The following is a 15,232-nucleotide window of genomic DNA, read 5'->3' on the forward strand; positions in this document are numbered from 1 at the left end:
AGCCTCCTCCCGTCGGCCGCTGCGGGCCGGCCCACGAGCCGACAGGAGCACCGCCATGCCCGTCCACGGGACGTTGTTCACCGACTTCCGGGAGACGACCGCCCCGGACCCGTTCACCCTCCAGAACAAGAAGCTCCTCAAGGTGCAGATGGGCTTCGGGCCGGTGTGGGCCAAGACCGGCTCGATGGTCGCCTACCAGGGTGACGTGCGCTTCCAGAACAAGGGCTCCGGCGGCCTGGGCCGCATGGTGAAGTCGGCGGTGACCGGCGAGGGCGTGAGCATGATGGAGTGCACGGGGCAGGGGGAGCTCTTCCTCGCCGACGGCGCCGCCGACGTCCAGCTCCTCTACCTCGAGAACGACCAGCTCTCGGTCAACGGCGCCAGCATCCTCGCGTTCTCCTCCTCGATCGAGTGGGACATCCAGCGGATCCAGGCCCGCGGCGCCGCGATGACCGGAGGCCTGTACAACGTCTCGCTGCGCGGCACGGGCTACGTCGCCGTGACGACGCAGGGCGAGCCCGTGGCGCTCGACGTCGCGAGCGCCCCGACCTGCGCCGACGCCCAGGCGGTGGTGCTGTGGACCTCGGGCGTGCGGATGGACGTGCGGATCGACACCGGCGGCCTGAAGTCCCTCGTCCGGGGCGGGACGGGGGAGACCTTCCAGATGGCCTTCGGCGGTCAGGGCTACGTGCTCGTCCAGCCGAGCGAGACGGTGGTCACCGGCGGGCACCAGGAGAACCGGACGAAGAGCAGCGGCGGGGGCCTCACCAGCCTCTTCGGCGACTGACCCCCACTCCCACCACCGCCACCCACTCCCGCGAGAGCCGACTTCCGCGCGAGAGCCGAGTTGCGCGCGAGAGCCGACTTGCGCGCGACAGCCGACTTCCGCGCGGGAGCCGACTTGCGCGCGACAGCGGACTTTCGCGCGAGAGCCGACTTGCGCGCGACAGCCGACTTTCGCGCGAGAGCCGAGTTCCGCGCGAGAGCCGAGTTCCGCGCGAGAGCCGAGTTCCGCGCGCCCGGCCGGGCGTTCCCGCGCGACCACCTGCCGTGAAATCTGCCGTAAGCGTTGCACAGTTGTTTCAGGCGCGGCTACGCTGCGGGCACCCCACTGCTGGAGACGAAGGAGTCCCATGTCCGCGAGATCCGCTGCCGTCGCCACACTCGCTACCGCGAGCTTGTTGGCCTCGGGGCTCGCCGCTCTCACCATCCCGGCCGCGGCCGAGGACGCACTCGTCGTCATCGCCGGGGACCTGCAGTCGGAGCTCGGCTGCCCCGCCGACTGGGCTCCCGACTGTGCCGACACCGCCCTCGCGCCCACCGGCGAGGCCGGTCGCTACTCGGCGGACCTCACCGTCCCGGCCGGGAGCTGGGAGTACAAGGTCGCCGTCGGCGGCTCGTGGGACGAGGCGTACGGCGTCGACGGCGGGGAGACGAACTACGCCCTGCGTCTGGCCGGCGAGACGGACCTGCGCCTCACCTTCGACCACACCGAGGGTCTCCTCTCCCTCGAGGTCCTCGACCTGGACGAGGGCTACACCGAGGCCGACGCCGCCCTCGTCGCGGAGCCGGTGCGTCAGCCCGGCGCCGACGAGCAGTTCTACTTCGTCATGACCGACCGGTTCGCCGACGGCGACCCGGCCAACAACACCGGCGGCATCGCGGGCAGCCGCCTCGACCACGGCTTCGACCCCGCCGACAAGGGCTTCTACCACGGTGGTGACCTCGCCGGCCTCCACGAGAACCTCGACTACATCGAGGGCCTGGGGACGACGGCGATCTGGCTCACGCCGTCGTTCAAGAACAACCCGGTGCAGGGCGAGGGTGCCGACGCCTCGGCCGGCTACCACGGCTACTGGATCACCGACTTCACCCAGATCGACCCGCACCTCGGCACGAACGCCGAGCTCGAGGCGCTCATCGCCGACGCGCACGCCCGCGGCATCAAGGTGTACTTCGACATCATCACCAACCACACCGCCGACATCATCGACTACGCCGAGGGGCAGTACTCCTACGTCGACATGGCGACCTCCCCCTACCGGGACGCCGCCGGCGAGGCGTTCGACCCGGGCGACCACGCGGGGACCGGCACCTTCCCGGCGCTCGACGCCGCGACCTCCTTCCCCTACACCCCGGTGGTCGACCCGGCGCAGGCCGACGTCAAGGTCCCGGCGTGGCTCAACGACGTCACGCTCTACCACAACCGCGGTGACTCGACGTGGTCCGGGGAGTCGGTGACCTACGGCGACTTCGTCGGGCTCGACGACCTCATGACCGAGCACCCCACGGTCGTCGAGGGCTTCGTCGAGGTGTACCAGGACTGGGTCGACCTCGGCATCGACGGCTTCCGCATCGACACCGCCAAGCACGTGAACATCGAGTTCTGGGAGGAGTGGACCACCGAGGTCCTCGACTACGCCCGCGCCCAGGGCAGGGACGAGTTCTTCATGTTCGGCGAGGTCTACGACGCCGACGCGCGCCTGCTCTCCCCGTACGTGCGCGACACCGACATGAACGGCGTGCTCGACTTCGCCTACCAGTCCGCCGCCGTCAACTACGCCAAGGGGCTCACCCCCGCCGGCCTGTCGAGCCTGTTCGCCGCCGACGCGTACTACACGACTCCGACGACGAGCGCCCACGACCTGCCGACCTTCCTCGGCAACCACGACATGGGCCGCGTCGGCTACTTCCTCCAGGGCTCCGGCGACGAGCTCGACCGCTCGCTGCTCGCCCACTCCCTCATGTACCTCACCCGCGGCCAGCCGGTCGTCTACTACGGCGACGAGCAGGGCTTCGTCGGCCAGGGCGGCGACAAGGACTCCCGCCAGTCGCTGTTCGCCAGCCAGGTACAGCAGTACCAGGACGAGCGGACGCTCCACGGCTACCCGATCGGGGCCGAGGACCGCTTCGCCACCGACGTCCCGCTCTACGCGCACATCTCCGACCTCGCCGAGCTGCGCTCGGCCACCCCGGCGCTCGCCACCGGCGCGCAGGTCGAGCTGCACGCGGCCGACGGCGTCTACGCCTTCGCCCGCGTGGACCGCACGGAGAAGGTCGAGCACGTCGTCGCCCTCAACAACCAGGCGACGGACGCGACCGTCACCTTCACCACCCTCACCCCGGGCGCCGGCTACACCTCGCTGTACGGCGGGCACGGCCCCGTGACGGCGGACGAGACCGGCGCCGTGACGCTCACCGTGCCCGCGCTCGACGCCGTCGTCCTCGTCGCCGACGCGACGGTCGGTGCACCCGCCGAGCCCGGGACGATGACGCTCACGCCCGCCCAGGGCGGACGCCTCGACGGCGTCGCGCCGGTCACCGCGGACGTCGCCGACGACGTGTGGGCCGAGACCTCCTTCGCCTACCGGCTCGTCGGCAGCGAGGACTGGACGCCGCTCGGCACCGCCGAGGGCGACGCCCCGCGCGTCTTCCACGACGTCACGGACCTGCCGACCGGCACGCTCGTGGAGTACCGCGCGGTGTCGGTCGACGCCGCCGGCCACCGGGTCGCCGCCTCGACGGTCGGGTCCGTGGGCCAGGCCGTCGACGGCACGACAGGTCCCGAGGCGCCGCCCAGCGACCTCGTCACCGTCCCCGGCAGCCACAACGCCGCGATGGGGTGCCCGGGCGACTGGCAGCCCGACTGCGCCGCCGCCGCGCTCACGCTCGGTCCGGACGGCGTCTACACCGGCACCTTCGACATCCCGGCCGGTAGCTACGAGTACAAGGTCGCCGTCGGCGGCTCGTGGGAGGTCAACTACGGCGTGGGCGGCGTGCCCGGGGGCGACAACGCCACCTACACCCACGCCGGCGGCCCGGTCACCTTCGTCTACGACCCGGTGAGCCACTACTTCTCGAGCACCGCCGACGGGCCGATCATCACCCTGCCGGGCAGCTTCCAGAGCCAGGTCGGCTGCCCCGCCGACTGGCAGCCCGAGTGCCTCGCGACGTGGATGACCGACCCCGACGGCGACGGCACCTACGAGTGGTCGACCACCGACCTGGCCACCGGCAGCTACGAGGTCAAGGTCGCGCACGGGCGCACCTGGTCGGAGAACTACGGCGTGGGCGGCGTGCTCGACGGGGCGAACATCCCGTTCAGCGCCGCGGCCGGCAAGCTCGTCTCGTTCAGCTACGACGTCGCGACGCACGTCCTCACCATCACCGTCGAGGACCCGCCGCTGGCCGGGACCGGCCAGCTCGCCGCCCACTGGCTCGACGAGACGACCATCGCCTGGCCCACCTCGCTGCTCCCGGCCGGGACAGACCCCGCCGAGCTCGAGTGGTCGCTCCACCACGCCGCCGCGGGCGGCCTGGAGGTCGTCGACGGCGCGGTCACCGGGGCCGACGGCTCCGCCCCGCTCACCCTCGTGGGGGAGGGTCTGCCCGACGCGCTGGCCGAGCGGTTCCCGCACCTCGCCGGGCACCTCGCCCTCCGGGTCGAAGGTCTCACCACCGAGCAGGTCGAGCAGGTCCTCACCGGCCAGGTGCAGGTCCTGCAGACCGAGGGCGTCGTCACCAGCGCGTTCACCGGCGTCCAGGTCCCCGGCGTGCTCGACGACCTCTACGCCGACGCCGCCGCGGGCCGCACCCTCGGGGTGGACTGGTCCGACGACGGCGTTCCGACCCTCGCGCTGTGGGCGCCGACCGCCCAGGACGTCGAGCTCCAGCTGTGGACCGAGCCCGCGGGGACGTCCGCCGCCGCCGGCGACCCCGAGGTCCTGCCGATGACCCGCGAGGACGACGGCACGTGGACCGTCACCGGCGAGCCCGGCTGGGAGGACGCCGCCTACCGCTTCGCCGTCACCGTCTACGCGCCCGCCGCCGGGGAGGTCGTGACCAACGAGGTCACCGACCCGTACGCCGTCGGGCTCACCGAGAACTCCACCCACTCGGTGCTCGTCGACCTCGACGACCCGCGCTGGGCGCCGGAGCTGTGGACCGGCACCCCGCGGCCCGTCGTCGAGCGCCCGGTCGACCGGACGATCTACGAGCTCCACGTGCGGGACTTCTCGATCACCGACGAGACCGTCCCGCAGGAGCTGCGCGGCACCTACCGCGCCTTCACCCAGCCCGAGACCGCGGGCATGCAGCACCTGCGGGCGCTGGCCGAGGCGGGCATGAACACCGTCCACCTCCTGCCGACCTTCGACATCGCGACGATCGAGGAGGACCCGGCGGCGCGCACCGAGCCGGTCGTGCCCGACGCCGGGCCGGCCTCGCCGGACCAGCAGGCGGCCCTCTCCGCGGCGCGCGACCTCGACGGGTTCAACTGGGGCTACGACCCGTGGCACTTCTCCACCCCGGAGGGCTCCTACGCCACCGAGCGCGACGGCGGGAACCGCACCGCGGAGTTCCGCGCCATGGTGGGCGGCCTGCACGACGCCGGCCTCCAGGTCGTCGTCGACAAGGTCTACAACCACACGAACTCCTCCGGTCAGGACGAGCAGTCCGTCCTCGACCGAGTGGTACCCGGGTACTACCACCGGCTCAACGCCGTCGGGAACGTCGAGACCTCGACCTGCTGCCAGAACGTCGCCACCGAGCACGAGATGGCGGAGAAGCTCATGGTCGACTCCGTGCTCACCTGGGCACGGGACTACGGCGTCGACGGGTTCCGCTTCGACCTCATGGGCCACCACTCGCGCGACAACATGCTCGCCGTCCGCGACGCGCTCGACTCGCTGACCCTCGAGGACGACGGCGTGGACGGGGAGTCGATCTACGTCTACGGCGAGGGCTGGGACTTCGGTGAGGTCGCCGGGAACGCCCGCTTCGAGCAGGCCACCCAGGGCCAGCTCGGGGGCACCGGCATCGGGACGTTCTCCGACCGGCTGCGCGACGCCGTGCGCGGCGGCGGGCCCTTCGACGAGGACCAGCGCACCGTCCAGGGCTTCGGCTCCGGGTCCTTCACCGACCCCAACGCCGTCGCCGAGGGCACGCCGGAGGAGCAGGCCGCGCGCCTGGCCCACCAGACCGACCTCGTGCGGCTCGGGCTGGCCGGCAACCTCGCCGACTACTCCTTCCTCACCTCCGCCGGTGAGGAGCAGACCGGCGCCGAGCTCGACTACAACGGCCAGCCCGCGGGCTACGCCACGCAGCCGGACGAGGTCGTCACCTACGTCGACGCGCACGACAACGAGACGCTGTTCGACAACCTCGTGCTCAAGCTCCCGGTCGCCACGTCGATGGCGGACCGGGTGCGGATGAACACGCTGTCGCTCGCGACGACGGCACTGTCCCAGACGCCGTCGTTCTGGCACGCAGGTACCGATCTGCTCCGGTCGAAGTCGCTGGACCGCAACAGCTACAACTCCGGGGACCACTTCAACCGGGTCGACTGGTCGATGCAGACGAACAACTTCGGCGTCGGCCTGCCGCCGGCGGACGACAACGGCGAGGCGTGGGACGTCATGGCGCCGCTGCTCGCCGACCCGGCGCTGCGCCCGGCACCGACGGACATCGAGCAGTCCGCGGCGATGGCCCAGGACCTCCTCGAGCTGCGCTTCTCCACCGACCTGTTCCGCCTCGGCTCGGCCGAGCTCATCCACGAGAAGGTGACCTTCCCCGGGTCGGGCCCGGACGCGACGCCCGGACTGCTCGTCATGGCGGTCGACGACACCGCCGGCGCGCAGGACGTCGACCCGGCGCTCGACGCCGTCCTCACGGTCTTCAACGCCTCCCCGGAGCCCGTGACCGAGCAGGTCGACGGGTTCGCCGGGCGGGAGCTCGCGCTCTCGCCGGTGCAGGTCGAGGGCGCCGACGACGTCGTGCGCACGACGACGTGGGACGCCGCGAGCGGGACGGTGACCGTGCCGGCCCGGACCGTCGCCGTGCTCGTCGAGCCGCAGGAGCAGGTCGAGCCGACGCCCGGTGACCCGGGTGACCCGGGTGACCCGGGTGACCCGACCGACCCGCCGGCGGACGGCGGTGACCCGACCGATGACCCGACCGGTGGTCCGGGCGACGGCGGTCCGGGCGACGGCGGTCCCGGCAGCGGGTCCGACGGGGCGGACCGTCCCGGTGCCGGGCAGGGGCCGGGGGCGCTGCCCCGGACCGGCGTGAGCGTCGCGGTCCCGGTCGCGGTCGCGATGCTCCTCCTGCTCGCCGGTGCGGTGCTCGTCACCCGCCGCCGCCTGCTCGGCTGACGCCCACGCGAGGACGGTCCCGCCGCTCACCCGGCGGGGCCGTCCTCGCGGCGCGTCCGCGCCGGTGGACGGGTCGGACCGGGCGCCGCGGTTGGGCTAGCCTCGGGCGGGTGAACACCGACGGCGACCTCCACCTCGTCCTGTCCCTCTCGTGCCCCGACCGGCCCGGCATCGTCAGTGCCGTCGCCGGGCTCCTCGCCGAGCACGGCGGGAACATCACCGAGTCCCAGCAGTTCGGTGACCCGTCGACCGGGCTGTTCTTCATGCGCGTCCAGGTGCAGACCGCAGCGCCGCGCGACGCGCTCGAGCAGGCCCTCGGCGAGCTCGCCGCCCGCTTCGACATGGAGTGGAAGCTCGACGTCGTCGGTCGTCCCATGCGCACGCTCATCCTCGTGTCCAAGGCCGGGCACTGCCTCAGCGACCTCGCCTACCGCCAGCGGGGGGAGCGGCTGCCGATCGACGTCGTCGGCGTCGTGTCCAACCACACGGTGCTCGAGGACCTCGCGAGGTTCTACGGCTACCCCTTCCACCACGTCCCGGTGACCAGGGAGACCAAGGCGGCCGCCGAGGCGCGTCTGCTCGAGCTCGTCGAGCAGTACGACGTCGAGCTCGTCGTCCTCGCCCGCTACATGCAGGTGCTCTCCGACGACCTGTGCCGCCGCCTCGAGGGCCGGGTCATCAACATCCACCACTCCTTCCTGCCGAGCTTCAAGGGCGCACGTCCCTACGCCCAGGCGCACGACCGCGGCGTCAAGCTCATCGGCGCGACGGCTCACTACGTGACGGCGGACCTCGACGAGGGGCCGATCATCGAGCAGGACGTCGAGCGGGTGGACCACAGCGACGACGAGCAGGAGATGGTCGCCCTCGGTGAGGACGTCGAGCGCCGCGTGCTCGCGCGCGCCGTGCGCTGGCACGCCGAGCACCGCGTCCTGCGCGACGGCGGCCGCACCGTCGTCTTCCGCTGACGAGCCGCACTCCACCGCACCGCCCCGCACCGCACCGCACCCACCCCAGCGCCCCCGCACGCCCGCACCCCAACCCCCCCTCGCCGAGAGCGGAGTTCCGCCCGAGAGCCGACTTTGTCGCGAGAGTGGAGTTCCGTGCGAGAGCGGAGTTTGTCGCGAGAGCGGAGTTCCGAGCGAGAGCGGAGTTCCGAGCATGGCTCGGCCGAAGTCGCACACAACCGTCGCCGGTCGTCCGAAACATCAGCGGGACGGTGATCGAGATGTGCGACTTCGGCATGCGCCGGACCGGATCCCGACTGCCGCGCACGGAAGTCGGCTCTCGTGCGGAAGTCGGCTCTCGTGCGGAAGTCGGCTGTCGTGCGGAAGTCGGCTGTCGTGCGGAAGTCGGCTGTCGTGCGGAAGTCGGCTGTCGCGCGGAAGTCGGCTGTCGCGGGGGACAGGACGGGGAAAGACAGGGGCGAACCGCCGGTGGACGTGGGCGCGGGGGGAGGGGCGTGGATGACAGGATGGCCACATGGACGACGTTCGCATCGATGTGGTCGACGACGACGCCGCCGGTGAGCTGCTCACGGTGCGCCGTGCGGCCTTCGTCACCGAGGCCCAGCTCTACGGCGACCCCAACATCCCCGCCCTCACCCAGACGCTCCCGGAGCTGCGCGCCGACCTCGCGCGGGCCGATGTCGTCACCCTCGGGGCGTGGGCCGGCACCCGGCTCGTCGGCTCGATCCGCGTCGAGCTCGAGGACGAGCGCGCGAACCTCGGGCGTCTCGCCGTCGTCCCGGACCTGCAGGGGCAGGGGCTGGGTACCCAGCTCCTCATGGCGGTCCTGGAGTACCTGCCCGAGCAGACCAAGGAGGTCTGGGTCTTCACCGGCCAGGACTCCAAGCAGAACCTGTCGATGTACGCCAAGCACGGCTACGAGCACCAGTACGACCAGCACACCGGTGACCTCACCTACGCCTACCTGCGCCGGATCCTCGGCGAGGACGGTCCCGCGGACTGAGCCGTGCCCGTTCCCGGGCGGGTGACGCGATAGGGTTGGCCCTTGTCGCGACTGGCGCCACAGGTGGATCACCACCGGGGAGCGACGCACCACGCAGACCTCAGGTCGCCCGCCTGGGCCGAGGGTCACCGGCTAGGCGCGCTCCCGCGCGCACCCAGTGAAATTGCGGAGGAACGATGAGCCAGCCCACCGAGACGCGCCCGGTCGCCGACCAGGCCCTCGCCGAGCTCGACCCCGAGATCGCCGCCGTCCTCGACGGTGAGCTCACCCGCCAGCGCGAGACGCTGGAGATGATCGCGAGCGAGAACTTCGTGCCGCGCGCCGTGCTCCAGGCGCAGGGGTCCGTGCTGACGAACAAGTACGCCGAGGGGTACCCCGGCAAGCGGTACTACGGCGGCTGCGAGCAGGTCGACATCGCCGAGAACCTCGCGATCGAGCGCGCGAAGTCCCTCTTCGGGGCGGACTACGCCAACGTGCAGCCCCACTCGGGGGCCACCGCCAACGCCGCCGTCCTCCACGCGATCGCGCGCCCCGGGGACAAGGTGCTCGGTCTGTCGCTGCCCCACGGCGGCCACCTCACCCACGGCATGAAGATCAACTTCTCCGGCCGCCTGTACGACATCGCCGCCTACGGCGTCGACGAGCAGACCCACCGCATCGACATGGACCAGGTCCGCGAGCAGGCGCTCGCCGAGCGGCCCAAGGTCATCATCGCCGGATGGTCGGCCTACCCCCGCCACCTCGACTTCGCGGCCTTCCGCGCGATCGCCGACGAGGTCGGCGCCTACCTGTGGACCGACATGGCCCACTTCGCCGGGCTCGTCGCGGCGGGCCTGCACCCCAACCCGGTGCCGCACTCCGACGTCGTCTCCACGACCATCCACAAGACCCTCGGTGGCCCCCGCTCGGGCATGATCCTGTCCCGCGACGCCGAGGCGCTGGGCAAGAAGCTCGACTCCGCCGTCTTCCCGGGCCAGCAGGGCGGCCCGCTCATGCACGTCATCGCCGCCAAGGCCGTGGCGCTCAAGGTCGCCGCGGGCGAGGAGTTCGCCGACCGGCAGCGCCGCACCCTCGAGGGCGCGCAGATCATCGCCGAGCGGCTCCTGGAGCCCGCGGTCCGCGAGGCGGGCGTCTCCGTCCTCACCGGCGGCACGGACGTCCACCTCGTCCTCGTCGACCTGCGGAACTCGACGCTCGACGGACAGCAGGCCGAGGACCTCCTCCACTCCGCGGGCATCACCGTCAACCGCAACGCGGTGCCCTTCGACCCGCGCCCGCCGCGGGTGACCTCCGGCCTGCGGATCGGCACGCCGGCGCTCGCCACCCGTGGCTTCGGCGCGGCCGAGTTCACCGAGGTCGCCGACATCATCGCCACGACGCTCACCGACGGCACCGCGGCGGACCTCACGTCGCTGCGCACCCGCGTCAAGGCGCTGACCGACGCGTTCCCGCTGTACGAGGGCCTGCAGCAGTGACGGCCCGCGTCCTGGACGGCAAGGCCACCGCGGCCCAGATCAAGTCCGAGCTCACCACCCGCGTCGCCGCCCTGCGCGAGCGCGGTGTCGTGCCCGGGCTGGGCACCGTCCTCGTGGGCGACGACCCGGGCTCGCGCAGCTACGTCGCCGGCAAGCACCGGGACTGCGCCGAGGTCGGCATCGAGTCGATCCGCGTCGACCTGCCCGGCACCGCGACGCAGGAGGAGATCCTCGCCGCGGTCGACCGGCTCAACGCCGACCCGGCCTGCACCGGCTACATCGTCCAGCTCCCGCTGCCGGCGGGCGTGGACACCAACGCCGTCCTCGAGCGGATCGACCCGGACAAGGACGCCGACGGCCTGCACCCGACGAACCTCGGGCGCCTCGTGCTGCGCGTCAGGGAGCCGGTGACCAGCCCGCTGCCGTGCACCCCACGCGGGGTCATCGAGCTGCTCGACCGGCACGGGGTGGACCTGCACGGCGCGAACGTCGTCGTCGTCGGGCGCGGGACGACGGTCGGGCGCAGCATCGGCCTGCTCCTCACCCGCAAGGACGTCGACGCGACCGTCACCCTCACCCACACGGGCACCCGCGACCTCGCGGGCCACGTGCGGGGGGCCGACGTCGTCGTCGCGGCGGCCGGGGTCCCGGGGATCATCACGCCCGACATGGTGCGCCCGGGCGCCGCGGTGCTCGACGTCGGCGTCAGCCGCGTCGTCGACCCGGAGACGGGCAAGGCCCGCCTGCGCGGGGACGTCGCCGACGGCGTCGCCGAGGTCGCGGGGTGGCTCTCGCCGAACCCGGGCGGGGTCGGGCCGATGACCCGCGCCATGCTGCTGGCCAACGTCGTGGACGCCGCCGAGCAGGCCTGAGCCAGTGGCGTCCGTGCGGGGGCGCCGCGTCGCCGGGACGGTCCTCGCGGTCCTCCTGCTCGCGGCGTGCCTGCGCGCGCCGGTGACCTCCGTCGGCCCGCTCCTCGAGCGGGTCGGGGAGGAGACCGGGCTCGGGGCGAGCGCCCTCGGGCTGCTCGGGGCGCTGCCGGTCATCGGGTTCGGCGTCGGCTCGGCGCTCGTCCACCGGCCGGCGCAGCGCTACGGGTTGGAACGGGTGCTCGCGCTCGCGCTCGTCGTCCTCGCCGGGGCCGTCGTGCTGCGCTCGCTGCCCCTCGCCGGGGCTCTGTGGGTGGGCACCGCGCTCATCGGCACCGCGGCCGCGGCGGGCAACGTGCTGGCCCCGGCGGTCATCAAGCGCGACCACCCCGGGGCGATCGTCCTCCTCACCGCCTGCTTCACCGCGGTCATGACGGTGACGGCGGCGACCGCCTCGGGGCTGGCAGTCCCCGTCTCCGACGCGTGGGGCGGCGGCTGGCGCCTGCCGCTCGGCGCGCTCGCCGCCCTCGTCGCGCCCGTCGCCCTGCTGTGGGTGGTGCGCGCGGCCCGCAGCCCGGCACCCCTGCCCGTCGCCGCGCCGCGCGACGGCGCACCCGTCCGGGCGGTGACGATGTGGCGCAGCCCGAGCGCCTGGGCGGTGAGCGCGTTCATGGGGCTGCAGTCCGCGGTGTTCTTCACCCTCGCCACCTGGCTGCCGACCGTCGAGGTCTCCCTCGGCCTGGACGCGCGGGCGGCCGGGTGGCACCTGTTCGTCCTCCAGCTCGTCGGGATGCTCGCCGGGCTCGTCCTCAGCACCCACATGCGCGGCCGCAGCGACCTGCGCGGCACGGGCGTGGTGATCAGCCTGTGCATCGTGGCCGCGATGGCCGGCCTCGCGCTGGCACCCGGGCTCGCGCTGGCGTGGGTGGCGCTCGCGGCCGTCGGCACGGGCAGCTCGCTCGTCCTCGCGCTCAGCCTCCTCGGGCTACGGACCGCCCACGCCGGGCACACCGCCCAGCTCTCCTCGATGGCGCAGACGGTCGGGTACGCGATCGCCGCGTGCGGGCCGCTGCTCGCCGGCTGGGTGGGCGGCACGTTCTCCTGGGACCTCGTCCTTCTTCTCGTCGGGGCGCTGGGAGTGGCCCAGCTCGTCCTCGTCCTGCGGGCGGCCCGCCCCGGCCTCGTCATGGGTCGCTGAGGAGCCTCAGCCCTCCCTTCGCAGGGTTCCCGGGCAGGGCGGGCGTCAGTAGCGTTCGCGGAAAGGACGACCGGGAAGCCGTCCCGGGTCCGCGACCTTCACGGGGGATGACGATGTCCCACACGCCCAGACGACCCTGGCGGACCACCGCGGTGCTCCTGCCGGCCCTCGCCCTCGCGGTGGCCTCCGCGCCGGTGGCGCAGGCCGCGGTGGAGCCGCCCGACAAGCAGCCCACAGCGACCGGCTACGACGGCGCCGTCGCCTCGCTCGACCCCTACGCCTCGCAGGCCGGCCGGGAGATCCTGCGTCGCGGGGGAAACGCCGTCGACGCCGCGGTCGCGACGGCGGCGATGCTCGGCGTCACCCGGCCCTACGACGGGAGCATCGGCGGTGGCGGCTTCATGGTCCTCTACCAGGCCGACACGGGGGAGGTGCGGACGATCGACTCCCGCGAGGAGGCGTGGGCCGCGATGGAGCCCGACGTCTTCCTCGAGGACGGCGCGCCCATCCCGTTCGACGAGCGGCGCGTCTCCGGGCTCTCCCAGGGGGTGCCCGGCGTCGTGCGCGGCTGGGAGCACGCCCTGGCCGAGTACGGCACGCTGCCGCTGTCCGAGGTCCTCGCCGACGCCCAGGAGGTCGCCGAGCAAGGCTTCGTCGTCGACGCGGAGTACCAGGCCCGCACCGAGGAGAACCTCGAGATCTTCCGCGACTTCACGTCCTCGAGCGAGACGTTCCTCGTCGACGGCGAGGCGCCGCGCGCGGGCACGACCTTCGCCAACCCGCAGCTCGCCGAGACCTACCGGCTGCTCATGGAGGAGGGGCCGGACGCCTTCTACGAGGGGCCGCTCGCCGAGGCGATCGTCGCGACGAACACCGCCCCGCCCGTCGTCGACGGCGCCGAGCGCACGGTCCGGGAGGGCGCGATGACCCTCGCCGACCTCGCCGGGTACGAGGCCCTGGACCAGGACCCCACCCGGGTCGACTACCGCGGCTTCCAGGTGTTCGGCATGGGCCCGCCGTCCAGCGGCGGGACGACGGTCGGGGAGGCGCTCAACATCCTCGAGGGCTACGACCTCGCGGACATGGACCCCGACGAGGTGCTCCACCTCCTCGCGGAGTCCTCCGCGGTGTCCTTCGCCGACCGTAACGCCTACGTCGGGGACGAGGCGTTCCTCGACGTGCCCGTCACCGGCCTGCTCTCCCAGGGCTTCGCCGACGAGCGCCGCGAGCTCATCGGGCAGAGCGCGCTCGCCCGGCCGGTCGGCCCCGGCGACCCGTGGCCCTACGACGACGGCGAGGGTGCCGCGGCCGTGGAGTCCGCCACCGCCGAGGACACCGGCTCGACGACGCACCTCACGGTGGCCGACAGGTGGGGCAACGTCGTCAGCTACACGTTCACCATCGAGGCGATCGGTGGCTCGGGCATCGCGGTGCCCGGCTACGGCTTCCTCCTCAACAACGAGCTCACCGACTTCGAGCCGGACCCCGACCACCCGGCGAACGCCCCGGAGGGTGGCAAGCGCCCGCGCAGCAGCATGAGCCCGACGATCGTCCTGGACGCCGCCGGCGCACCGGTCGCAGCCTTCGGGTCGCCGGGCGGGGCGACGATCATCACGACCGTCCTCCAGGTGGCGGTCAACCACCTCGACCTCGGCATGTCCCTGCCCGAGGCCATCGCCGCGCCGCGGCTGTCCAGCCGCAACGGCCCGGGCTCCCAGGCCGAGCCGGGCATCCGCGACACGGCGCTCGGGGACGCGCTGCGCGCCCGCGGCCACCAGCTCGACGCCGTCGGCTACCTCGGCAACGTCACCGGCGTCGCCTTCCTGCCCGACGGGCGGGTGCAGGCGGCCGCCGAGCCGCTCCGGGCCCGGGGCGGCAGCGCGGTCGTCGTGCGCCCGGCCGGCCCGCCGCGGCCCGCCGAGCCGCCCTACGGGTTCTTCCTCACCAACACCTGGCGCGGCGGCCAGGCCGACGCCGCGTTCGTCTACGGCCGGTCCACCGACGAGGTGCTCATCGGTGACTGGGACGGGGACGGCGACGACACGATCGCCGTCCGGCGCGGCGCGACGTTCTTCATCAACGACGCGCTGCGCCCGGGCGCGGCCACCCGGGAGGTCGTCTACGGCCGCCCGGGGGACGAGGTGCTCGTGGGGGACTGGGACGGCAACGGGACCGACACCCTCGCGGTGCGCCGGGGCACGGCCGTCCACGTGCGCAACTCGCTCAGCGGTGGCCCGGCCGACGTCGTGCTCCACTACGGTCGCGCCGGCGACGAGGTGCTCGTCGGGGACTGGGAGGGCGACGGTCGCGACGGCGTCGCGGTCCGCCGCGGGGCGGAGGTCCACGTGCGGAGCTCGCTGACGTCCGGGCCCGCCGACGTCGTGCTCCGCTACGGCCGGCCGGGTGACGTCGTCCTCGTCGGGGACTGGGACGGCGACGGACGCGACACCCTGGCAGTGCGCCGGGGTGCCGCCTACCACCTGCGCGACACGCTCACCGGCGGGCCCGCGGAGCGGGTCGTCGCCTACGGCCGGGCGACCGACGAGGTCCTCGTCGGGGACTGGGACG

At 73.2% G+C, this 15,232-nt stretch carries 8 protein-coding genes and 1 riboswitch; all 8 genes read left to right on the forward strand.

Annotated elements, in window-relative coordinates; genetic code table 11:
- On the forward strand, positions 1-787 hold a 787-nt coding region (locus FHE66_RS01695; protein WP_255303568.1), incomplete at its 5' end, for an AIM24 family protein.
- A 346-nt stretch (positions 788-1,133) separates the two neighbouring features.
- Positions 1,134-7,151, forward strand: coding sequence for a pullulanase-type alpha-1,6-glucosidase (pulA, locus tag FHE66_RS01700; RefSeq protein ID WP_139071261.1), 6,018 nt, complete (start codon positions 1,134-1,136; stop codon positions 7,149-7,151).
- Between the two features lie 110 nt (positions 7,152-7,261).
- The gene (gene purU / locus FHE66_RS01705) at positions 7,262-8,119 is read left to right on the forward strand and encodes a formyltetrahydrofolate deformylase (protein WP_139071262.1); all 858 of its coding nucleotides are present in this window, start codon (positions 7,262-7,264) and stop codon (positions 8,117-8,119) included.
- 514 nt (positions 8,120-8,633) lie between these two features.
- Positions 8,634-9,122 carry a GNAT family N-acetyltransferase gene (locus FHE66_RS01710; RefSeq protein WP_139071263.1) on the forward strand — a complete coding sequence of 163 codons (489 nt, stop codon included), beginning with the start codon at positions 8,634-8,636 and terminating at the stop codon, positions 9,120-9,122.
- A 37-nt stretch (positions 9,123-9,159) separates the two neighbouring features.
- Positions 9,160-9,248: riboswitch (ZMP/ZTP riboswitch) on the forward strand.
- 50 nt (positions 9,249-9,298) lie between these two features.
- On the forward strand, positions 9,299-10,597 hold the full coding sequence (gene glyA / locus FHE66_RS01715; RefSeq protein WP_139071264.1) for a serine hydroxymethyltransferase: 1,299 nt from the start codon (positions 9,299-9,301) through the stop codon (positions 10,595-10,597).
- Positions 10,594-11,469, forward strand: coding sequence for a bifunctional methylenetetrahydrofolate dehydrogenase/methenyltetrahydrofolate cyclohydrolase (locus FHE66_RS01720; RefSeq protein WP_139071265.1), 876 nt, complete (start codon positions 10,594-10,596; stop codon positions 11,467-11,469). The genes glyA and FHE66_RS01720 overlap by 4 nt, the downstream gene beginning before the upstream one ends.
- 13 nt (positions 11,470-11,482) lie before the next feature.
- Complete coding sequence (locus tag FHE66_RS01725) at positions 11,483-12,664, forward strand: MFS transporter (RefSeq protein WP_176554602.1); 1,182 nt, start codon at positions 11,483-11,485, stop codon at positions 12,662-12,664.
- 107 nt (positions 12,665-12,771) lie between these two features.
- Positions 12,772-15,232 (forward strand): gamma-glutamyltransferase (gene ggt, locus FHE66_RS01730; RefSeq protein WP_255303569.1); only part of this gene is annotated, 2,461 nt, incomplete at its 3' end.

The sequence above is a fragment of the Georgenia sp. 311 genome, from assembly GCF_006151955.1.
Classification (GTDB): Bacteria; Actinomycetota; Actinomycetes; order Actinomycetales; family Actinomycetaceae; genus Oceanitalea; species Oceanitalea wutianyii.

Excerpts from the sequence above, each read along its gene's own strand:
- pulA (WP_139071261.1), top strand. The coding sequence starts at position 1,134 with ATGTCCGCGAGATCCGCTGCCGTCGCCACACTCGCTACCGCGAGCTTG.
- FHE66_RS01710 (WP_139071263.1), top strand. The coding sequence starts at position 8,634 with ATGGACGACGTTCGCATCGATGTGGTCGACGACGACGCCGCCGGTGAG.
- glyA (WP_139071264.1), top strand. The coding sequence starts at position 9,299 with ATGAGCCAGCCCACCGAGACGCGCCCGGTCGCCGACCAGGCCCTCGCC.